General features: G+C 70.5%; 21 protein-coding genes. 11 read left to right on the top strand and 10 right to left on the bottom strand.

Annotated elements, in window-relative coordinates:
* Nucleotides 1–5: 5 nt before the first annotated feature.
* Together H5T77_RS02010 and H5T77_RS02005 are read right to left on the bottom strand one after the other, a co-directional pair.
* Nucleotides 6–1,475 (bottom strand): FGGY family carbohydrate kinase, encoded by a 1,470-nt coding sequence (locus tag H5T77_RS02010; protein ID WP_292644439.1) that lies wholly within the window; start codon nucleotides 1,473–1,475, stop codon nucleotides 6–8.
* Nucleotides 1,472–2,314, bottom strand: a complete 843-nt coding sequence (locus H5T77_RS02005) for a DUF1028 domain-containing protein (RefSeq protein ID WP_292644438.1) — start codon at nucleotides 2,312–2,314, stop codon at nucleotides 1,472–1,474. Before H5T77_RS02005 ends, H5T77_RS02010 begins: the two co-directional genes overlap by 4 nt.
* Nucleotides 2,315–2,440: 126 nt before the next feature.
* Between H5T77_RS02005 and H5T77_RS02000 the strand changes: the two genes are divergently transcribed.
* On the top strand, nucleotides 2,441–3,922 hold the full coding sequence (locus tag H5T77_RS02000) for an APC family permease (RefSeq protein WP_292644437.1): 1,482 nt from the start codon (nucleotides 2,441–2,443) through the stop codon (nucleotides 3,920–3,922).
* Nucleotides 3,923–4,033: 111 nt separating this feature from the next.
* Nucleotides 4,034–5,374: a class II 3-deoxy-7-phosphoheptulonate synthase gene (locus tag H5T77_RS01995; protein WP_292644435.1), complete on the top strand. Its 1,341-nt coding sequence runs from the start codon at nucleotides 4,034–4,036 to the stop codon at nucleotides 5,372–5,374.
* A gap of 107 nt (nucleotides 5,375–5,481) precedes the next feature.
* Here the strand turns inward: H5T77_RS01995 and H5T77_RS01990 are convergent, their stop codons facing one another.
* From H5T77_RS01990 to pknB, 4 genes are all read right to left on the bottom strand, one after another.
* Nucleotides 5,482–5,955: a GNAT family N-acetyltransferase gene (locus tag H5T77_RS01990; RefSeq protein ID WP_292644434.1), complete on the bottom strand. Its 474-nt coding sequence runs from the start codon at nucleotides 5,953–5,955 to the stop codon at nucleotides 5,482–5,484.
* Nucleotides 5,956–5,972: 17 nt separating this feature from the next.
* The gene (locus H5T77_RS01985; RefSeq protein WP_292644432.1) at nucleotides 5,973–6,941 is read right to left on the bottom strand and encodes a hypothetical protein; all 969 of its coding nucleotides are present in this window, start codon (nucleotides 6,939–6,941) and stop codon (nucleotides 5,973–5,975) included.
* A 194-nt stretch (nucleotides 6,942–7,135) separates the two neighbouring features.
* Nucleotides 7,136–8,044, bottom strand: coding sequence for a deoxyribonuclease IV (locus H5T77_RS01980; protein ID WP_292644430.1), 909 nt, complete (start codon nucleotides 8,042–8,044; stop codon nucleotides 7,136–7,138).
* 2 nt (nucleotides 8,045–8,046) lie between these two features.
* The gene (pknB, locus tag H5T77_RS01975; protein WP_292644428.1) at nucleotides 8,047–10,155 is read right to left on the bottom strand and encodes a Stk1 family PASTA domain-containing Ser/Thr kinase; all 2,109 of its coding nucleotides are present in this window, start codon (nucleotides 10,153–10,155) and stop codon (nucleotides 8,047–8,049) included.
* Nucleotides 10,156–10,268: 113 nt separating this feature from the next.
* On the opposite strand from pknB, the gene H5T77_RS01970 reads away from it, so the two are divergent.
* From H5T77_RS01970 to H5T77_RS01960, 3 genes are read left to right on the top strand one after another with little or no spacing between them, the layout of a single operon-like run.
* Nucleotides 10,269–10,640 (top strand): Rv2175c family DNA-binding protein, encoded by a 372-nt coding sequence (locus H5T77_RS01970; RefSeq protein WP_292644426.1) that lies wholly within the window; start codon nucleotides 10,269–10,271, stop codon nucleotides 10,638–10,640.
* A 33-nt stretch (nucleotides 10,641–10,673) separates the two neighbouring features.
* The gene (locus tag H5T77_RS01965) at nucleotides 10,674–11,090 is read left to right on the top strand and encodes a guanyl-specific ribonuclease (RefSeq protein WP_292644424.1); all 417 of its coding nucleotides are present in this window, start codon (nucleotides 10,674–10,676) and stop codon (nucleotides 11,088–11,090) included.
* Between the two features lie 5 nt (nucleotides 11,091–11,095).
* Nucleotides 11,096–11,518, top strand: a complete 423-nt coding sequence (locus H5T77_RS01960; RefSeq protein WP_292644422.1) for a barstar family protein — start codon at nucleotides 11,096–11,098, stop codon at nucleotides 11,516–11,518.
* Between the two features lie 34 nt (nucleotides 11,519–11,552).
* Here the strand turns inward: H5T77_RS01960 and H5T77_RS01955 are convergent, their stop codons facing one another.
* Complete coding sequence (locus H5T77_RS01955) at nucleotides 11,553–13,097, bottom strand: molybdopterin-dependent oxidoreductase (protein ID WP_292644421.1); 1,545 nt, start codon at nucleotides 13,095–13,097, stop codon at nucleotides 11,553–11,555.
* Between the two features lie 102 nt (nucleotides 13,098–13,199).
* Here H5T77_RS01955 and sigK point away from each other — a divergent pair, with 102 nt between their 5' ends.
* A complete protein-coding gene (sigK, locus tag H5T77_RS01950; RefSeq protein WP_292644419.1) occupies nucleotides 13,200–13,802 on the top strand; it encodes an ECF RNA polymerase sigma factor SigK in 603 nt (200 codons plus the stop codon).
* Nucleotides 13,792–14,469, top strand: coding sequence for an anti-sigma factor (locus H5T77_RS01945; RefSeq protein WP_292644417.1), 678 nt, complete (start codon nucleotides 13,792–13,794; stop codon nucleotides 14,467–14,469). Before sigK ends, H5T77_RS01945 begins: the two co-directional genes overlap by 11 nt.
* Nucleotides 14,470–14,562: 93 nt before the next feature.
* Here H5T77_RS01945 and H5T77_RS01940 read toward each other — a convergent pair whose 3' ends face one another.
* Nucleotides 14,563–15,648, bottom strand: a complete 1,086-nt coding sequence (locus tag H5T77_RS01940) for a polyprenyl synthetase family protein (RefSeq protein ID WP_292644415.1) — start codon at nucleotides 15,646–15,648, stop codon at nucleotides 14,563–14,565.
* Nucleotides 15,649–15,682: 34 nt separating this feature from the next.
* Between H5T77_RS01940 and metF the strand changes: the two genes are divergently transcribed.
* The gene (gene metF / locus H5T77_RS01935; RefSeq protein WP_292644413.1) at nucleotides 15,683–16,573 is read left to right on the top strand and encodes a methylenetetrahydrofolate reductase [NAD(P)H]; all 891 of its coding nucleotides are present in this window, start codon (nucleotides 15,683–15,685) and stop codon (nucleotides 16,571–16,573) included.
* A gap of 4 nt (nucleotides 16,574–16,577) precedes the next feature.
* Here metF and H5T77_RS01930 read toward each other — a convergent pair whose 3' ends face one another.
* Both H5T77_RS01930 and H5T77_RS01925 read right to left on the bottom strand, forming a co-directional pair.
* Nucleotides 16,578–17,903 (bottom strand): phytoene desaturase family protein, encoded by a 1,326-nt coding sequence (locus tag H5T77_RS01930; protein ID WP_292644411.1) that lies wholly within the window; start codon nucleotides 17,901–17,903, stop codon nucleotides 16,578–16,580.
* Between the two features lie 79 nt (nucleotides 17,904–17,982).
* A complete protein-coding gene (locus tag H5T77_RS01925) occupies nucleotides 17,983–18,618 on the bottom strand; it encodes a DUF4126 domain-containing protein (protein ID WP_292644409.1) in 636 nt (211 codons plus the stop codon).
* 147 nt (nucleotides 18,619–18,765) lie between these two features.
* On the opposite strand from H5T77_RS01925, the gene H5T77_RS01920 reads away from it, so the two are divergent.
* The 3 genes from H5T77_RS01920 to H5T77_RS01910 all read left to right on the top strand — a co-directional run bounded on the left by H5T77_RS01920 (nucleotide 18,766) and on the right by H5T77_RS01910 (nucleotide 20,759).
* Nucleotides 18,766–19,359 carry a hypothetical protein gene (locus H5T77_RS01920; RefSeq protein ID WP_292644407.1) on the top strand — a complete coding sequence of 198 codons (594 nt, stop codon included), beginning with the start codon at nucleotides 18,766–18,768 and terminating at the stop codon, nucleotides 19,357–19,359.
* 193 nt (nucleotides 19,360–19,552) lie between these two features.
* On the top strand, nucleotides 19,553–19,993 hold the full coding sequence (locus tag H5T77_RS01915) for an SAV_6107 family HEPN domain-containing protein (RefSeq protein WP_292644405.1): 441 nt from the start codon (nucleotides 19,553–19,555) through the stop codon (nucleotides 19,991–19,993).
* 37 nt (nucleotides 19,994–20,030) lie between these two features.
* Entirely contained in the window at nucleotides 20,031–20,759 is a 729-nt protein-coding gene (locus tag H5T77_RS01910; RefSeq protein ID WP_292644403.1) for a methyltransferase domain-containing protein, read from the top strand.
* Nucleotides 20,760–20,795 lie beyond the last annotated feature (36 nt).

The following is a 20,795-nucleotide window of genomic DNA, read 5'->3' as shown; positions in this document are numbered from 1 at the left end:
CGGGCTCACGCCCAGGCCTTCGAGCGCCCGACGGCCTCGGTCCAGGAGGCGTACGCCTCGTCGGCCGCCTCGCGACGCGACGCGTCGGGGGAGAAGGTGCGGTCCAGGGCCCAGGTATCGCGGATCTCGTCGAACGAGGACCACACGCCGACCCCGAGGCCGGCCAGGAACGCCGCACCGAGACCCGTCGTCTCGACGAAGCGGGGGCGGGAGACGTCGACCCCGAGCTGGTCCGCCTGGAGCTGGCACAGCAGGTTGTTGGCCGCCGCACCGCCGTCGACGTTGAGCGAGGCGACGGGAGTGGGCATGGTCGCCATCACGTCGCGCACCTCGAAGGTGATCGCCTCCAGCGTCGCCCGCACGATGTGGGCACGGGTGGTGCCGCGGGTGAGTCCGATGATGGTGCCGCGGGCATCGGGATCCCAGTGGGGCGCACCGAGACCGGTCAGCGCGGGCACGAACACGACCCCGTCGGAGGAGGCGACCGTGCTGGCGAGGGCCTCGGTCTCCGCGGCCGAGCCGATGATCTGCAGCCCGTCACGCAGCCACTGCACCGCGGCGCCGGTCACGAAGATCGAGCCCTCGAGGACGTAGGTGACCTCTCCGGAGGGGGACATCCAGCCCGGCGAGGTGAGCAGTCCGGAGTCCGACCGCTGCGGTGTGGTGCCGGTGTTGGTCAGCACGAACGACCCGGTGCCGTAGGTGCACTTGGAGTCGCCGACCTCGAAGGCGGCCTGCCCGAACAGGGCGGCCTGCTGGTCCCCGGCGACGCCGGCGATCGGCAGCGAGAGGTCCAGGAAGGAGCGCGGGTCGGTGGCGACCCCGTCGCTCCAGTTGGGACCGATCTCCGGCAGCGCGTCACGGGGCACGCCGAAGAGCGAGCACAGCTCGTCGGACCAGTCGTTGGTGTTGATGTCGAACAGCAGCGTCCGCGACGCGTTCGAGACGTCGGAGACGTGGTGCAGCCCACGGGTCATCCGGGCGATGAGGTACGAGTCTACGGTGCCGATGGCGTAGCGCCCCGACTCCACATGGGCCCAGGTGTGCGGCTCGTTCTCGCGGATCCAGGCCAGCTTGGTCGCGCTGAAGTACGGGTCCAGGCGGAGCCCGGTCAGCTCGCGGACGCGGGCGTCGTGCTCCGCCATCGAGGCGCACATGGCCGTCGTGCGACGGTCCTGCCACACGATCGCCCGCCGCGGCGAGCCCAGCGTCTCCCGGTCCCACAGCACGACCGTCTCGCGCTGGTTGGTGATCCCGATGCCGACGAGGTCGTCCCTGCCGTGGGCCGCCAGCACCGTACGGCACGCCTCCAGGGTGGCCTGCCAGATCCCCTCCGGCACGTGCTCGACCCAGCCCGGACTGGGGAAGTGCTGGTCGAACTCCTCATAGCCCCTGGCCGCCACCTCGCCCTTCTCGGTGACGATCAGCGCGGTGACACCGGTGGTGCCGGCGTCGATGGCGAGGATGGCGCTCATTTCGGGGTCCTGATGATGTCGAGGATGCGCTGGTCGATCCAGGACAGGTCGTCGGCCACCCGCATCTCGTAGTTCTCCGTGGCGACCCAGGCGAGGAAGTTCGAGGTGCCCTGCGCTGCGGCGTACGTCTCCAGCTCGGCCTCGATCTGCGGGGTGACCAGCACCTTCTCGGCCTCGGTCGAGGCGGTCAGGTAGAGGTCGCTGAGGTCGAGGAGGCGCTTCAGCTCGGTGATCGGCGCGGGGTTGTCGTCGACTCGCAGGTCGGCGGCGATGTCGTCGTTGCCGCCGTAGCCGGCCTCCTCGCGTACGACCAGGAGGGCAGCGCTCTGCCGTCCGCGGCTGTCGCCGCCGGCCTCGTCACCCGCGGCCAGGGCCGCCAGGAGCCGGCGCTGCAGAGGCTCCTCGGGCGAGGAGGCGAGCCAGGCGGCCTCCATCGCCTCGACCACCTCGGGGCCGGTGAGGATGTTGCCCTGGATCGCGTACGCCCCGTCCTCGGTGGATCCGGTCCGGCCGCCCGCCCAGTCGTAGCAGGACGGCCCGGTGTGGGAGGCGGCGTTGCCGTCGACGTCGACGATGCCGACCTGGCGGTGGTCGCGGCGCTCGTCCTCCTCCAAGAGCCTCTCGAGGGCGACCGAAGCGGTCGCGCCCTCGTCGAGATGGGCGAGCGCGAGCCCCTTGTAGGCGACGTTGGCCTCGGCCTGGGTGGCGATCGCACCGACGCCCGCGACGGCGGCCGGGACGGCCGACCCGACGGCCAGGAACTTCGAAGCGACAGCCACACCCCAGGTGGGCTGGCCGGTGCCTGGATCGACTGCTCTGGCGACGATGGAGAAGGTCATGGCGCGACCCTATCCGTGAAATTTCGACCCGTAACGGCGTGTTGACGAATTGTCGTACACCTGACGGCAACGTTGGGCTTTGATTGAGGGATCCCTTCATCCCAATTTCGGAACTGAGTTTCGATCGTGACCCGGAAGGACGTCATGACGACCCTGGCGAAAGAAGAAGCACCCGAGCTGAAGAGAGTGATGGGGCCTTGGCTCCTGCTGCTCTTCATCGTCGGTGACATCCTGGGGGCCGGCGTCTATGCCGTGACCGGGACCATGGCCGGATACGTGGGCGGCATCTTGTGGTTGCCGTTCCTGCTCGCCTTCGTGGTGGCCACGATGACCGCGTTCTCCTACCTCGAGCTGGTGACGAAGTATCCCAGTGCCGCCGGTGCCGCGCTCTACACCCACAAGGCGTTCGGCATCCACTTCCTCACCTTCATGGTGACCTTCGCGGTCGCCTGCTCGGGCATCACCAGCGCGTCGACCTCGGCCAACACGCTGGCACAGAACTTCTTCGGCGGCCTGGAGATCAACGGCTGGATGGACGCGCCCAGCGAAGGTGCCGTCACGACCTTGGCGTTGGGCTTCATGGTCCTGCTCGCGCTGATCAACCTGCGTGGCGTGGGCGAGAGCGTGAAGTTCAACATCATCCTGACCATCGTCGAGATGGTCGCGCTGAGCATCGTGATCGGCGTCGGCTTCTTCGTGATCGCCCAGGGCAAGGCCGACATGGCCGAGCTGATCTCCTTCGACGACTACAACAACATGGGTGTCGTCTTCGCGGTCACCGCGGCCACCTCGGTGGCCTTCTTCGCGATGGTCGGGTTCGAGGACGCGGTCAACATGGTCGAGGAGACCAAGGAGCCGGAGCGGATCTTCCCGCGCACCATGCTGATGGGCCTGGGTGCCGCCGCGCTCCTCTACATCCTGGTCGCCATCTCGGTGGTCAGCGTGCTGAGCCCGGGTGAGCTCGAGGTCATCCGTGAGTCCGAGGGCCGGGCCCTGCTCGAGGTGGTAGAGAAGGGTGCCCCGGACTTCCCGATCGACAAGGTGTTCCCGTTCCTGGCGGTCTTCGCCGTCGCCAACACCGCGCTGATCAACATGCTGATGGCCAGCCGACTGGTCTACGGGATGGCCAGGCAGCGGGTGCTGCCCAAGCAGCTGGGCGCTATCCTGCCCGGCCGCCGCACGCCGTACATCGCGATCATCTTCACGACGGTGATGGCGCTGGGGCTGATCTGGTACGTCTCCAGCGACCCGGACAGCAACATCGTCGCCAACCTCGGTTCCACGACCGCGCTGCTCCTGCTGTGCGTGTTCGCGATCGTCAACATCGCCTGCACGGTGCTCCGCAAGCGCCGCGCCGACACCGACAAGAAGTTCTTCACCGCGCCGCCCTGGCTCCCGCCGATCGCCGCCCTGCTGTGCATCTACCTCGCCGGTCCGTGGGTGGACCGCGACGGCATCGTCTACGAGATCGCCGGCGGCCTGATGGTCATCGGCGTGATCCTGTGGGCGGTCACCTGGCTGATCAACAAGTTCGCCAACAAGGAGGACGAGCCGCCCCACTTCCAGGACATCGAGCACATGGACGTCAAGCCCGAGGACGACAAGTAGCTCAGGCGACCTCGGTCAGGGCCGGCGTACGAACTTTCGGGAACGTACGCCGGCCCTGCCGTGTCTGAGATGACTTCGTGACAACCGGGTGAGCCGCGTACCCTGAGGCTCGTGAACGACGCCTTCCCCTCCCTCGAGCAGCTGCACGCCATCGGAGCCCTTCAGCAGCCGACCTATTCGGACCCGGTCGCGCTGACCGCAGCGGTCGAGAAGCTGAGGAACCAGCCGCCGCTCGTCTTTGCGGGGGAGTGTGACCAGCTCAAGAGCTCGATCGCCGCCGCCGGCCGCGGTGAGGCGTTCATCCTGCAGGGCGGCGACTGCGCCGAGGTCTTCGCGGAGGCGACCGCCGACAACACCCGCAACAAGCTGCGGGTGCTGCTCCAGATGGCAGTGGTCCTGACGTACGCGGCCTCCGTCCCGGTCGTGAAGATCGGCCGGCTCGCGGGGCAGTACGCCAAGCCGCGCTCCTCCGACACCGAGACCCGCGACGGCGTGACCCTGCCGGCCTACCGCGGCGACGCCGTCAACGGCTTCGAGTTCACCGCCGAGTCCCGCATCCCGGACCCGCAGCGGCTGCTGGACGTCTACCACGCCTCCTCCTCGACCCTGAACCTCGTGCGCGCGTTCACCACCGGTGGCTACGCCGACCTGCGCCAGGTGCACACCTGGAACTCCGAGTTCGTGCGCAACTCGCCAGTCGGTGCGAAGTACGAGGCGATGGGCTCCGAGATCGAGCGCGCGATCGCGTTCATGGAGGCCATCGGCGCCGACCCGGAGGAGTTCCACCGGGTCGACTTCTACTCCTCGCACGAGGCGCTGCTGCTCGAGTACGAGCACGCGATGACCCGCATCGACTCGCGCACCGAGACGCCCTACAACGTCTCCGGCCACTTCGTCTGGATCGGTGAGCGCACCCGTCAGCTCGACGGCGCCCACGTGGAGTACTTCCGCCACCTCAACAACCCGATCGGCTGTAAGCTGGGCCCCACCGCGACCCCCGACGACGCGCTCGCGCTGGCCGCCAAGCTCAACCCGAAGAACGAGGAGGGCCGGCTCACCTTCATCACCCGCTTCGGTGCGGGGAAGGTGCGCGACGGGCTGCCCGCGCTGGTCGAGAAGATCACCGCCGAGGGCGTCAAGGTCACCTGGATCTCCGACCCGATGCACGGCAACACCTTCTCCACCTCCAACGGCTACAAGACCCGCCGCTTCGAAGACGTCCTCGACGAGGTCCAGGGCTTCTTCGACGTCCACCACGCCCTCGGCACCGTCCCCGGCGGCATCCTGGTCGAGAACACCGGCGACGACGTCACCGAGATCATCGGCGGCGGCGAGGAGCTCGACGAGGCCGGCCTCGTGCACCGCTACGAGTCCGTCGTCGACCCGCGCCTCAACCGCGTCCAGTCCCTGGAGATGGCCTTTCAGGTCGCCGAGATGCTCAGGTCTCGCTGAGCGCCGCCCCAGCACGCACGCCGCAGCGTTGCCGGCCCTCGACGACCCGCTTCGCTCGAAGGTCGCCTTCGCGCCGGCGCCTTGCGGTGCACGCACTGGGACGACGCTCAGTCGTCCTTGGCCGCCCAGGCGAGCTGCATGATCTCCTCGCCGTCGCGGAGGGTGCTGCGGTTGCTGGTGTCGGTGAAGCCGGTGCGCTCGTAGAGACGCTGGGCGCGCCGGTTGTCGGTGCGGGTCCACACGCTGAGGCCCTCCCAGCCGCGGGACTGGAGGTCGCGGATCATCTCGGTGCCGACGTGGGAGCCCCAGACTGCGGGGTCGACGAAGACCATCGAGAGGTGGCCGTAGCCGGGTAGCGGCACGCCGTCGACGTGGTAGGTCTCGGCCACCAGCATCCCCGCGGGACGGGGGCCGTAGTGGGCGAGCAGGGCGAGCTCGGCGGTGTCCAGCTTCTCCTTGATCCTGCGGATCCGGCCCTCGGTCGCGGTGCGACGACGGGCGGCGTTGGCTGCCCGCCAGACGTCGACGGCGACGGCGCGCTGCTCGGCGCTGTCGATCTCGGCGACGGTGATTCTCGGCATATACAGGTGGCCAGGAACTACAGCGTCATCAGCCAGATGCCGAGCACGAGCATCACGATCATGAAGATCGCACCCACCCACAGCAGCACGATCCAGGTCGAGGGGTTGTCCTCGGACTCGCCGGCCATCAGCGAGGAGACGTACTCCTGCTGCGCCCCGTAGTCACCGAAGTCCTGCTCGAGCGGCTCCGGCTCGCCGGCGTACCCGTGGCCGGCCTGCCAGTCGCCGGAGCCTTCGACTGCGAAGGCCTCATCGGCGTAGCCGGTCGCATAGGCGGGCTCGGCGTCGTAGAACTGCTCGGACGGCGTCTCCTCCGACGGGGGAGCCCAGTGACGGGCCTTCCCGTTCCGGGACTCCTGGACGAGGGTCCCGGAAGGCTCGACGAAGGGCCGGTACGCCGCTTCGGCCGTGGCCTCGGAGACCGGCTCGGGCTCGGGGTCCGGGACGGGCTCGGGTCCGGGGAGCGGACCCGGCTCGGGGTCCGGAACCGGCTCGGGCCCGGGGAGCGGGCCCGGCTCGGGGACGGGGTTGGGCGTCGGCTCGGGCTCCGGGACCGGAAACGGCTCCGGGTCAGGGATCACCGCGTCCGCCGCGGCAGGTGCCGGCGCCGGCGGAGGGGCCGTCGGCGGTGCGTACGCCGTGCGGATCGCGGTGGACTCGGTCGGCTCGTCGGTGTCGAGCCGCTCCTCGACGTCGGGGGACGTGCGCCTCGAGGTGCGCTCGGTGGGCTCGTCGTCCGGGGTCTTGGCCGAGGCCGACGAGGCCGGACCCGGCAGGTCGTCGTCGCCGTAGGCGCTGATCCGGGGCAGGCTCAGCGAGGTCTGCTCAGCCTCGGGCACGTCGTCGACGGCCTCCGGGGCGACCGCTGCGACCGGCTTGCGGATCACGGTGGACTCGTTGGGCTCGTCGAGCTCATCGGGTGCGGGCGCGACGTCGTGGCTCGCAGCAGAGTGCATGGCTTCGGGCTTCGCTTCAGCGCTGGACACGGGTGGCGTCCTTTCCTCTACATCGGTGGAGTCGGCCTCGGCCGCTCGGTCGGGCTCCGTGGCGACCTCGAGGCCGCACATCGGACATGTGGACCCGTCGAAGAGCCGGTGTCCACACTGTGCGCAGTTGGTCATGCCACCCCCAATGGCGTCGAAGATCACTCCCGTGCGTTCCCAAGCGTAGGTCACACGCCTTAACCCTGGGCCGATGCCCGCAGATCGCGGAGCAGCGCGATATCGGGGTTGTCCGCGTCGCGAGAGCCCGGAGTCTCCAGGATGAAGGGCACCCCGGCGGTCGCCGGGTGCGCGAAGAGCTCATCGAAAGCGGCTGTTCCGATGTGGCCGCGGCCGATCTGCTCGTGGCGGTCGAGATGCTTGCCGCGTACGTCCTTGGAGTCGTTGGCATGGATCAGCCGGAGTCGCTCGGGGCCGCCGATCTCGACGATCCGGTCGACGCACGCGGTGGCACCACCCGGCTCGTCGAGCGGGGCTCCGGCGGCGAAGACATGGCAGGTGTCCAGGCAGATCCCGGCCTTGGGATGGAAGTCGAGGGCCCCGAGGTAGGCGGGCAGATCCTCCACGCCCGCGCACAGCGAGCGGCCCTGGCCTGCGGTCGGCTCCAGGAGCAGCCAGGGGGCGTCCTCGGCCGAGATGTCCTCGAGCACGGGGAGCAGCGCCTCGCGCACCTGCCTCATCGCGGCGGCGTGCTTCTCGACCGCATCCCCCTCGGGAGAGACGAACGAGCCGGTGTGGACGACGACGCCCTCGGCCCCGATGTCGGCGGCACGGCGCAGGTTGTGCGCGACCAGGGCGGCAGACTTCTCGTACGTCGCCGGCGTGGGTGAGCCGAGGTTGACCAGGTAAGGGGCGTGGATGAAGGCACGCATCCCGCGCCGCTCGATTTCTGCCCGGAAGGCCTTGTCCTCGGCCGGCTTCCCGGCCGAGAGCGCCCATCCCCGCGGGTTGCCGACGAAGATCTGCAGCGTCTCGCCGCCGATCGCGTCGGTGTTGGCGAGAGCGCCGGCGACGAGGCCCTTGCCGACCTGTACGTGGGTGCCGATCGGGTTGCGGTCCTGCGGCGTTGGAAGGGGTTGCTGGGTCAAGGTCAGTTCAACCAGATCGTGATCTCGGAGCCGTACGGCGCCTCGCCGCCTGCCGGCTCCTGACGGGTCACGTAGCCGAGGCCGAGGTTGATGCCGCCCTCCTGCTCCTCCTTGACCTTGAACCCGGCGGCCTCGAGGGCCTGCTTGGCGGTGTCCTTGTCGGTGCCGACGACGCTGGGGACCGGCACGGCGGCCGGGCCCTTGGCCACGACCAGCGTCACGGTCCCGCCCTTGGGGAGGGTGCCGGAGCTGGGGCTCTGGCTGAGCACGGTGCCGGGCTGGATCTCCTGGTTCTCCTCCTCCTGGATCTCGACCTTCAGGCCGTCGGCCTCCAGCGACCTCTTGGCGCGCCCGGCGCTGCGGCCGGTCCAGTCGACGATGTCGACAGGCGCCGCGCCCTTGCTGATCACGAGCACCACGGCCTTGCCGGGGCGCACCAGCGTGCCGGGGCGGGGCTGGGAGTTGATGACGTGGCCCTCGGGGACGTTGTCGTTGAACCTCTTGATCGGGTCGCCGACGCTGAGCCCGAGCTTCTGGATCACGTCTTGGGCGTCGTCGGCGAGCATGCCCTTGACCTTGGGCACGGAGTACTCCTCCACACCCTTGCTCACGCTGATCTCCACCTTCGAGCCGGGCAGCGCCTTGCGGCCGCGACCGGGGTCGGAGTCGATGACCAGGCCTTTATCGACGGTCTCGGAGAACTCGGTGTTGGCCGAGACCTCGAAGCCGGCCTCCTGCAGCTGTGCGGTCGCCGCGGCCTTGCTCAGGCCGGCCACCGACGGGACCCGCTCGTAGCGGCCGTCGATGAACCACCACAACCCGGTCGCCAACAGCGCGACGGCCACCACGGCGGCAGTGATCGCGATCGGGCCCTTCCAGCTCGCCGGCATGCTCCGGCGCTGCTTCGGCTGCACGGGGGTCGGTGCGATGCGTACGTTCTGCTCGGGCTCGCTCAGCGAGAGCCGCGCGCCTGCGGGGAGGCCGACGCCGGGAGGCGGGCCCGGCGGACCCGGGGGCCGGTCCGGTGGGGGCCCGGAGGGTCCCAGGCCGAGCGCGGGCAGGACCGCCGTCGACTCGGCACTGGACTCGTCGTGGGCGCGTGTCGGGGAGTCAGCGGCCCGGGCCGCCGTGTCGGGGGCGCCGGGGGAGGGGAGCGCGAGGTCGGCGGTCAGGTCAGGGTCGTCGAAGATCCCCGCGGACAGGGTGGCCATGACGCGGTTGACCATGCGCAGCAGCACCCCGGCGTCGGCAGGGCGCAGCTCGGGGTCGCGGGCGGTCGCGCGGGCGACCAGGGCGTCGACGTACCGCGGGATCCCGGGCGCAGCCTTGGACGGCGGCGGGATGTCCTCGTGGACGTGCTTGTAGGCGATGTCGACCGGGGAAGGGCCGCTGTGGGGCTTGCGCCCGGTGAGTAGCTCGTAGAGCACGACGCCGGCGGCGTAGACATCGCTGCGCGGCCCGGACTTGGACTCGGTGACCAGCTCGGGGGCCAGATAGGAGACGGTGCCGACCAGGTTGCCGGTGGTGGCGTCGTTGGAGTTGTTGCTCATCACCCGGGCCAGGCCGAAGTCGGCGACCTTGACCCGCTGCGAGATCGAGCCGGCGCCGGTGGTGATGAGCACGTTCTCGGGCTTGATGTCGCGGTGCACGATCCCGACGGCGTGCGCCGCGGTCATCGCGCTCAGGATCGGCTCGATGTAGGCCAGCGCCTTCGCGGCGCCCAGCGGCGCCTGCGACGCGATCGTGTCTCGCAGGGTGTGGCCCTCGATGTACTCCATCGCGATGAAGGCGACGCCGTCGTCGTCGTCCTGGTCGTAGACGGCGACGACGTTGGGGTGGGACAGCTTCGCGGCGGAGCGGCCCTCGCGGATGAACCGGTCGCCGAAGTTGCCCTCCTCGTCGAGATCCTGGTGCATGACCTTGACGGCGACGATGCGGTCCAGCCGGGTGTCGTGGGCGACGTAGACCGTCGCCATCCCGCCCTTCGCGACCTTCTCGACGATCCGGTAACGCATCCCCAGGACCTTGCCCAGAAGGGGGTCGGATGCGGTAGCCGAGCTTCCGCCGTGGCGTCCGATGACGCTGTCACGGGGGTCCGCCTCACTAGCCACGCCATCCTCCTGTCTCCGGTTGGAGAAGTATTCCGGACCGGGCAATGGTACGGACCAGGGGGTCCGACTCACGACTTTCCGTCGTGCGTACCCAGGCCGGTAATGTGATTGTTATGAGTGAACTGTCGCTGGCGGAGCAGGACCTGGGTGTCCTGGTGGACGAGTGGATCGACTGGGCCACGGCCGCGTCGCTGCTCGGAGTGACCGTGGGGAAGGTGCGCACCATGATCCGCGAGCACGAGCTCGCCGCGGCGGTTCCTCCAGGGATGAAGGGCCAGCACATCCCGGCCCTGTTCATCCAGGACGGTCTGCCGGTCAAGGGTCTGGGTGGGCTGCTCCACGTGCTCCACGACGGGCGCTACGACGACCGCGAGATCATCGCCTGGCTCTTCCTCGACGACGACCTGCCCGGCCGTCCGATCGACGCGCTTCGGGAGAATCGCGGGTCGGAGGTCAAGCGCCGGGCTCAGGCCATGGCACTCTAGGCAGACCCGGTCCGTACGTCTCGGAGGAGCCTCGTGAGGTCGAAGTCCGCCCTGGTTGGCCTGCTGCTCGCAGTCTTGATGGTGCTGGTCGCCGGATGCGGAGGCAGTCCCGGCGACGGCTCCGGCTCGGACGGGGGCGCGAAGAGCGGCACCGACCCCGAGAGCGGTCTTGCCTGGATCGCGGAGTCCGACCTGCCGCCCGAAGGGGTCGAGACCCTCGAGCTGATCGACGCGGGTGGCCCCTTCCCCTACCCGGGCAAGGACGGCAGCACCTTCGGCAACCGCGAGGGACTCCTGCCGGAGGAGGCCTCGGGCTACTACGCGGAGTACACCGTGCCGACGCCTGGCTCCGACGACCGGGGTGCGCGGCGTATCGTCGCTGGTGAGGGTGGAGAGTTCTACTACACCGAAGACCATTACGAGTCGTTCTCACGGATCGACCGGGGGTGACCAGAATGAGCGGACTGGCAGGGCTTCTGGCCGGGAAGATCGATCCCGGCGTCTACCGCTGGCACACCGAGCTGGCGGCGAGAGACCTGGCCGACTCGGTGACTGGTGCCGGCTGGTCGCTGGCGCAGATCGCCGACGTGGCCGAGACCAAGGACGAGGTGCTCGGCGCCATCGGCGCCGCGCTCGGGTTCCCGGCCCACTTCGGCCGCAACCTCGACGCGCTGTGGGACTCGCTGCGCGACGTCGCCGCGCCCACCGTGCTGCTGTGGGAGACCTGGGGGTGTGCGGCGTACGCGGATCGAGCCACGTTCGACCAGATCGTCGGGGTCCTGAAGGACCGCTCCGCGGAGATCGCCGAGGACCGGCCGGCGTTCACCGTGCTGCTGCGCGGCGACGGTCCCGAGACCGACCTCGCCGACCTGGGCTGATCTGGGCTGATCTGGACCGAGCTGAGTCCGGGCCTCATCCGACCGTGACGGTGCGGGCGGGGTAGCCGGTGGCGCCGTCGGGAGCCGGGGGCGCCTCGGCGTCGGTCTGGGGTCTCCCGGACCGGTCGAAGGCGCGTGCCTGGACCTGGTGCTCGCCCTCGGTCGCGTCCCAGCGGTAGGTCCACTGCCGCCAGGTGTCGATGCTGTCCTCGGCGGCGAGCTCGGCGGGCTGCCAGGGGCCGTCGTCGATGCGTACCTCGACCTTGCTCACGCCGCGGTGCTGTGCCCAGGCGACCCCGGCGACGGTGACGGTGCCGGGCATCGTCTCCCGGCCGGGGATGTCGATGCGGCACGCGGTCTTGATCGGGCCCTCGGCGGACCAGCCGCGATCGGTCCAGTAGGCGCGGAAGTCGGCGAAGCGGGTGACCTCGAGCTCGGTGAGCCACTTGGTCGCCGAGACGTAGCCGTAGAGGCCGGGGACGACCATGCGTACGGGGAAGCCGTGCTCCCGGGTCAGCGGCTCGCCGTTCTGCGCGATCGCGAGCAGCGAGTCGCGGCCGTCGGTGAGCGCCTCGAGGGGTGTGCCGATGGTGATGCCGTCGGCACCGGTCGACTTCACGGCGTCGGCATCGGGATCGAGGCCTGCTCGTTTCAGGACGTCGCGGATGCGTACGCCGGTCCAGGTCGCGTTGCCGATCAGGTCGCCGCCGACCTCGTTGGAGACGCAGCAGATCGTCAGTCGCCGCTCGTAGAGCGGCATCGCCAGCAGATCCTGGTAGGTCAGCTCGACCGGGTTCTCGACCAGGCCGTGGATCTTGAGCCGGTAGTCGTCGACGTCGAGGCGTGGGGTGAGCAGCGCGATGTCGATGCGGTAGAAGTCGTCGACGGAGGTCAGGTGGGGCGTGAGACCGTCGATGCGGAGCTCCGCCCCCGCCGGGAGGGGCGCGGCGGGGGAGACCGTCGCGGGGATCGCCACCTTCGTCGCCGGATGGCGGCGGCCGGTGACCACCTTGGCGCCGACCCCGCTCGCCACGCCTGCCGCGGTGACGGCCGATGCCGCCACCAGGAACCTGCGGCGGTCGAAGCCGTCGGGCGCCTCCGCTTCGGTGGTCGCGACGGTCGTCGCGGCGTCATGCCTTCTCAGGCGACGGGTCAGGAGCACCAGGGACGTGATGCCGACCGCCAGGCCGATCAGCAGCGCGACGATGCCTGTTGCCGGGCTCGCGGTCCCGTTCCCGGACCGGTCGGCGAGGAGGGCGGCGATGTCGACCGCGCCGAGGATCAGCAGCATGCCCACGCCGAGTGGGAGGCGGCGTACGGCCAGAGCACCGGCCACGCCGAGGAGGGCCAGCGTCACCAGCGCGACACAGGCCAGCAGGATCGGCTTGTCGGCGGTGCCGAACGTGGCGACCGCCGCCTCCTTGAGCCAGCGCGGGGTGAGGTCGATGACTCGGTCGCCGAGCGCGAGCAGGGGAGAGGCGCCGCCGGCGAGGGCGGCGATGAGCTCGGCGATGCCGAGGCCGAGTACGCCGGCGGCGATGCCGGCAACAGGGCCGCTCGGGAGCGTGCGGAATGTCATGCTGTGGGTTCGTTGCTGATCGATGCGCGGATGGGACCAATCCTCCCACTCTTCGGCTGCGAATCCGTTGTGAGAGCTGTCGGTCTGTCGGAAGGAGTGCGCGTGCGGCGAGCATTGCGGGTCGTGGGCGAGGAGCCGTCACGCGACCCCGATGACGGCCTGGACGTGGCGGGCGTGCTTGCCGCAGTCGCCGGTGGCGACCTGCATGCCTTCGGGTGGATCTACGACGACCTGGCTCCGCTCGTCTTCGGGGTGGCGCGGCGGGTTGTGCGTGACCCTTCGCGTGCGGAGGAGGTGACCCAGGAGGTGTTCACCGAGGTGTGGCGTCAGGCCGCTCGGTTCGACGAGGCGCGCGGCTCGGTCCGGACCTGGGTGCTGACGATCGCGCACCGGCGGGCCGTCGACGCGGTGCGCTCCTCGGAGGCCTCGCGTGCACGAGAGGAGCATGTCGCCCGGCGCGAGCCGGTGGAGGTCGCCGGCCCGGAGGAGGCGGTGGTCACGGCGTCGGAGCACGATGGCGTACGCCGCTGCCTTGAGGCGCTCACGCCGCTGCAGTCGCAGTCCGTGCGACTCGCCTACTACCAGGGCTTCACCTATGCCGAGGTCGCGGAGATGCTCGGCCGGCCGCTGTCGACGGTGAAGACGCGGATGCGGGACGGGCTGATCCGTCTCAGAGACTGTCTGGAGGCTCGCGATGGCGCCTGACGTGCACGGCCTGCTCGGGGCCTACCTTCTCGACGCCCTGGTGCCGCGGGAGCGTGCCGATTTCGAGGCCCACCTGGCTGCCTGCGCCGAGTGTCGCGAGGAGGTCGACTCGCTGCGGCCGGCGACCACCTCGCTCGCCGGCGGGGTCGCCGCGACGCCGCCGGCTCCGCTGCGCGACCGGGTGCTGCGTACGGCTGCGCAGACGCCGCAGCTCCCACCCGTGGTGGCCGCACGCCGGCCTCGCCGTCGCTGGCTCATGGGCGCTGTGGCTGTGGCGGCCGCGCTGGTCATCGGCGTCGGCGTGGGCCTCGGAATGGTCCTGAGCGACGATCACCCGCCCACCATGACCGCAGCTCAGGTGATATCGGCCCCGGACGCGAAGATGCACAAGGAGAACACCTCCGACGGCGAGCTGATGGTCGCGATGTCACCCGAGATGCACATGGTCGCCGTCGATGCCGCCCACCTCGACCGCCCCGCCGGCATGACCTACCAGGTCTGGTGGCACACCGACGCCGGGATGGAGTCGGCCGGCGTCCTGGGCGAGGAGATGTCCGTCGCCGTACCCGTCGAGGACGGCGACCTGATGGTCACCATGGAACCCGAGGGCGGCTCCGACCAGCCGTCCGACAAGGTCCTCTTCGAGATGCCCGCCACCTCGCTCTAGCCGAGACGTCAGGTGCGTCGGCCGAGAAGTCACGTACGTCGGCCGAGGTGGCATGACCGTGACGCTTCGGCCGACCGCAGTGACGCTTCGGCTTCAGAGGGCGCGCTGGGTGGCGGCGGTGGCGAGGGCGCGGAGGGTGGTGGCGGCGTGCCCGTCGAGGAGTCCCGATGCTCGGGCGTCGTCGAGGGCGGTGAGGCCCTGGTCGGCGAGCTCGGTGATGGTCTTCTCGACCTGCTGCTCCGCGCCGGAGGAGGCGATGATCGTACGCAGCACGGAGACCTGGTCCTCGGTGAGCGGCTGGCCGAGCGAGCGGTCGAGGAGGTCGGCCTCGGCGGGCGGAGAGCCCGTGAGGGCCAGGGCGACCAGGACGGTGCGCTTGCCCTCGACGAGATCGTCGCCGGCGGGCTTCCCAGTGACCGAGGGGTCTCCGAAGACGCCGAGGAGGTCGTCGCGGAGCTGGAAGGCCTCGCCCACGGGCAGGCCGTAGGCCGACAGCGCCTCGATCTGCTCGGGCGAGGCGCCGCCCAGGGCGGCGCCGACGTGGAGGGGCCGCTCGACGGAGTACTTGGCGGCCTTGTAGCGCACCACCTTCATCGCGGCCTCGACATCCGCGACACCGCGCGCCTGGACGGTGATGTCGAGGAACTGCCCGGCGATGACCTCGGTGCGGGTGTGGTCGAACACCGAGAGCGCGTCGGCGGTCTCGGGCGCCCCGAACCCAGCGGTACGCAGCAGCTCGTCGGACCAGGTCAGCAGCAGGTCACCGAGGAGCACGGCTGCGGCATCACCGTAGGCGCGGGACCGCCCGGGCCACCCCGCGGCGGAGTGGTCGGCCTCGAACGCGCGGTGCGCGGACGGGGCGCCGCGCCGGGTGTCGGAGTCGTCGATGACGTCGTCGTGGACGAGGGCCGAGGCCTGGAGCAGCTCGAGCGCGGCGGCCGCCCGCACGAGCGACTCCTCCTCGGCAGGGGAGGGGGCGGGGCGCACCGCGCGGAAGCCCCAGTAGCAGAACGCGGCTCGTAGCCGCTTGCCTCCGGACATCGACTCGCGGGCCCGGCGCAGCAGCGGTTCCACGTCGTCCCCGAGCGGGACCAGCCGCTCGATCTGCGTCGCGAGGAAGGTGTCCAGAGCGCCCTGGACGCGACGGCGGAATTCATCGGCGTCCCACGTTTCATTCACTCTCCGAGCCTAGGCCACTGCCTACGATGGCCTGATGGTGACCGGACGTGGACGCTCCCTCGCGGAGCTGATCAACGAGGGCGACCGCTCGTTCTCCTTCGAGTTCTTCCCGCCGAAGGACGAAGCCGGCGAGGAGCAGCTGTGGAACGCGGTCCGTGCGCTGGAGCCCTACCGTCCGACGTTCGTGAGCGTCACCTACGGCGCCGGCGGCTCGACCCGTGACAAGACCGTCGCCATCACCGGCCGGATCGCCGCCGAGACCGAGCTGCTGCCTGTCGCTCATCTGACCTGCGTCGGCCACACCCGCGACGAGGTCGCCACGATCCTGGACTCCTACGCCGCTCAGGGCGTCACCCACGTGATGGCGTTGCGAGGCGACCCCGCCGACGGGCCGCGTGCCGAGTGGACGCCGACCGCCGGGGGACTCGACTACGCGATCGACGTGGTGAGGCTGGCCAGGGAGCGCGGTGACTTCCGCATCGGCGTCGCCGCCTTCCCGGAGGGTCATCCGAGCGCGGCGTCGATCGAGGCCGACGCCGACGTGCTGGTCGCCAAGGCCGAGGCCGGCGCCGAGTTCGCGGTCACTCAGATGTTCTTCCGTGCGGCCGACTACTTCGGGCTCGTCGACCGGGTCCGCGCCCGCGGTGTCGACCTCCCGATCCTGCCGGGGATCATGCCGATCCTGAACCTCGCCGCCATCCGCCGCCAGAGCGAGCTCATCGGTGCCGAGGTCCCCGACGAGATCGTCCAGCGCCTCACCGCCGCCGGCCCGGAGCCGGCCGACATCCGAGCCGAGGGCATCGCGGTGGCCGCCGAGCTGTGTCAGGAGCTCCTCGACGGGGGTGCGCCTGGGCTCCACTTCTACACGCTCAACCGCTCCAAGGCGACGCTGGAGATCTTCGCCAAGCTCAACGTCACCCCCTGAGCGCTCACCTTGGGCTGGGACCGATCGACTGCGCGACGAGTGCGGACGACAGCCCGGTGAACGGCAGCCCGGCGCCGGGCGTGGCGTGGGCACCGGCGGCGTAGACGTTCGGGACGGGGGTGCGCGGTCCGAGACGCTGGAACACCGTGCCCCGCCCCTCCCACTTGACACCCAGCGGCGACCCGCGCCAGCGGCGTACGAGCTCGGCGGCGCCCAGGTCGACACGGTGCACGACGTGCTCGCGGAGGTCGACCTTGTGGCGGGCCAGCGCGAGCAGGACGTCCTCCATCAGCTTGCCGTAGGAGTGGACCGTCCAGGCGTGCTGTCCCTCAGGAGCGATCCCTCGGGTGCGTACGACGAGGGTGGGCTCGCCGTGCAGGACCAGCTCGTCGGGCAGGTCGAGCAGATGGTCGGGCAGCGAGGAGAGCCCGAGGTGGAACGTCATCGGTGGGATCGCCGGCAGCGTGCGCTCCACCATGGGCCGCAGGGCCGGCACCGAGCGTGGGTCGAAGGCGACCACGACCGCTCCGTCGGCGCCGAGATCGATCTCGCCGGCGGTCGTGCTGACCGCGACCGCCCTCCCGCCGCGGAGGATGATGTCCTCCACCCGGGTCGCGGTCTGCACCGAGACCCGACGGGTGGTCATCCGGGCCGCGAGCACCTCGGCGACGACCCCCATCCCGCCCTCGACACGCCAGCCGCCGAAGCGCTGCTCGAGGTAGGCGGTGAGCCCCGCCCAGGCAGGTACGTCGCGCAGCTCTTGCCCCGCGGCGACGAACGGGTGCCCCGCGACCAGTCGGAGCCGCTCGTCCTTGAACGTCTTGCGCAGCCGCTTGTGGAGGGTCTCGCGAGACCGGAACCGCTCTGCGACGGCCGACGGCAGCGCGGCGGGCTCCCACGGCACCTCGAAGTAGTGCTTGCGCAGGACCTCCCAGTCCTCGCTGAACCGGGCGACGTAGTCGGTCCACTGCCGGCCCATGCCCGCCCCGAGCTCGTCGAAGGCCGCCAGCTGGGCTCCGCGGGTGCCGCCGGGCACCGCGACCGAGGTCTTGTCGGTGAACCGGTGCTCGCGGATGACGTCCATCGGCACCAGCTCCAGCTCACGCTCCGCGGGCCGCCCGGACTTCCGGAACAGGTCGCGCATGACCGCGGGCAGCAGGGTCGAGGTCGCCGAGGCGTCCCAGGTGAACCCCTCCTCGCGCACCGGCACCAGGGCACCACCGAGCTCACCGGAGGCCTCGAGGAGGGTCACCGAGTGGCCGAGCTTGGCCAGCCTCGCGGCGCTGGCCATCCCGGCGTACCCGCCCCCGAGGACGACGACGCTGGTCACGCCGCCACCTCCGTAGCGCAAGCGCAAGAGTACGGACGCGGCGACGTGTTGGTCTTACGGTTCACTCGCTGGCGCTCGCTCACTGGACCGGATAGGGCTTGGTCGTGCCGTCGGAAGGTCCGCCGGGAGGCCCGGAGCCGCGTCTTCCGCGTCGGGTCAGCCTGCGCCAGCCGCCGCGAACGGCGCGGACGACGAAGTACATCAGCACCAGACCGGCCACCAGCAGGACGGCGGCGATCCCGGCCGCGGCCAGCGGATACTGGGTGGCGAGCCAGACCACGCCGAGGACGACACCGTCCTCGGCCACGCTGACCACCGAGTTGGAGACCGGCTCGGGGGAGGAGTTGACCGCCAGCCGCTCGCTGGCCTTGATCAGGTGCGAGATCAGCGCCGACGTGCCGCCCACGACGCCACCGACCGCCGCACCGAGCGAATCGGCCTCACCGGCGAGCAGGACGCCGATCACGGCGCCGATCGTGGGCCGGATCACCGTGGAGATCGAGTCCCACGTGGAGTCGATGTAGGGCACCTTGTCGGCGACGAACTCGATCGCGAACATCACCCCTGCCGCGGTCAGCACGGGCCAGGTGCCGAGCACGTCGGGGATCTCCTCGGCCCCCGTCGTACGCTGCACGACGCCGAGCACCAGCACGACGAGGTAGGCGTTGATGCCACTGGCCCACCCGCTGGAGAAGGTCAGCGCTAGAGATTCCATGGGGACATCTTGGCCTACGCCGGTACGGGTCGAGACTCCGTCCTGTCGGAGGACGGTGCCGCTTTCCCGTATTTACCCTCGTCACACCCCGTACGGCAGAATGGGCTGCTCAACCCAGAGATGACCCCCACGTGGCAAGGAGACCGGATGACCATGACGACACCCGACGAGAACGAAGGTGTGGTCGTGAACGAGGACCCCGAGGCCGCCGTAGAGGTGGCCGCCCTCGCGGCTGAACCCGTGCCGCGGGAGATGACGTGGGCGATTCGCCTGATCATCGGGCTGGTCGCGTTCAGCGCTGTCGTGGTCGTGGTGATGGTGCTGCGTTCCGATGACCTGGTGCGCGCCTGGGCAGAGGGCAACCCCTCGGCCAAGCGCATCTTGGAGACAGAGGGCCTCGAAGCCCTGATCAACCCGCCCACCGACAACCGGATCAGCGCGCCGGCGTTCGTCGCCCCCGCGATCACGCTGTTCGGGGTGATGGCCTGCATGCTCGGCGTGCTCGCGGTCTTCCTCCGCAACGGCTTCGAGTGGTCTCGCATCACGATCACCTTCCTGGTGTTCATCTCCGCCGTGGCCAGCGTCGGCGGCATCCTGACCGGCCCGCCGGTGATCATCACCGTGCTCACCGCGATCGCGATCGTCATCGCCGCGGCTCTGCTGGTGGTCATGTGGCTGCCGGCGAACACCCGCTACATCCACCCGCCGCACCAGATCCGCGGCATGGTCGCCGAGGACTGAGCGACCCGCAGCACCTTCCCGACTCGCCCCGTCGCCGAAACGTCTTGTGACTGTCGGTGGCGGGGTGTAGTTTGATTCTTGTGTTCGAACAAACGTTCGAACAACCAGGCTCTGGCGGGCGTCGTCCTCGACCCCCGGCGCCCGCCGGAGCCGTCCACTGCGGGGTCGACCGTGAGCGAGAAGGACGACCCCGATGCATCTGCTGCCGGCGACGACACACAGCTATCTCTTCCGCGCGACCGAGTCGCTCGCGGAGGCCATCGTGGGCGACGACGTGCCGAGCCGGTACGCGATGGCGCACGTCGCCGCCCTCCAGGCCGCCGCCGCGCTCATCGCGGCCCGCACCGACCCCGTCGAGGCCGCGAGCCGCGCCGGTCGCCGCCGCCCCTGGAACGCCTGGGTCCGCCTGAAGAAGGTGGCGCCCGAGCTCTCCGAGTGGGCCGACTACTTCGCTGCCGGCGCCGCCAAGCGCGCCGCCGCGGAGGCCGGCTCGATCCGGGCGGTCACCGCGGAGGAGGCCGACGACCAGGTGCGCGACGCCGACCGTTTCCTCGCCGTCGTCGAGGAGTCCCTCGGGCTGATGGCCCACACCTCGGTGGTCGGCCGGCCTCGGCGCGACCGCCTCGTGGGCTGATTCAGGTGAGGTGGGCACAGGGCCTACGCTTGGCCCCATGGCAGCTGGCTCCGCATCAACCAGTCGTCGGGCAGGCGCCCGGACCGTCGCCGTCTGGGACGCGCTCGACCCGGTCCTGGCCTCCGGCTCGCTCGACGTCCTCGACATCGGCGGTGGCACCGGCACCTCCGCCGTACGTGTCGCCGGGCTCGGTCACACGGTCACCGTGGTCGACCCCAGCCCCGACGCCCTGGCCGCGCTCGACCGCCGCGCCCGCGAGGCCGGTGTCTCGGTCGACGCGCGCCAAGGTGACCTTGCCGCACTCTCCGACGTCGCCGACCCCGGTGGCGCCGACGTGGTGCTCTGCCACGGCGTTCTCGAGGTCGTCCCCGACCCGGCGGCGGCACTGGCGGGGATCCGCGAGGTGCTCCGTCCCGGCGGCACCCTCAGCCTGCTGGTCGCCCAGCGCACCGCCGCCGTCCTCTCCCGAGCCCTGGCCGGCCACTTCGCGCAGGCCGCCGAGCTTCTCGACGACACCACCCCGCAGGGGCGGTCGGGCCGCCGGTTCTCGCTCGACGAGGTCACCGGACTGCTGGACGCGGCAGGCTTCGAGGTCTCGGACGTCCGCGGCGTACGCGTGTTCATCGATCACGTTCCCGGGTCGCTGCTCGACGCCGATCCTGGTGCGACCAACGCACTTGTCGATCTGGAGCAGGCGGCGTCTACGCGTCCGGACTATCTGCCGTTGGCTTCGCAGCTGCATCTGCTCGCTTCGCTTCGGGGTTAGCTCGCTTCGCTTCGCTTACGGCTCGCTTCGCTTCGC

The organism is Nocardioides sp. (genome assembly GCF_014360585.1).
In the GTDB taxonomy this organism is placed as follows: Bacteria; Actinomycetota; Actinomycetes; order Propionibacteriales; family Nocardioidaceae; genus Nocardioides.
Note: the sequence above shows the minus strand (reverse complement) of the source record. Positions and strands in the feature narration are given on the sequence as shown.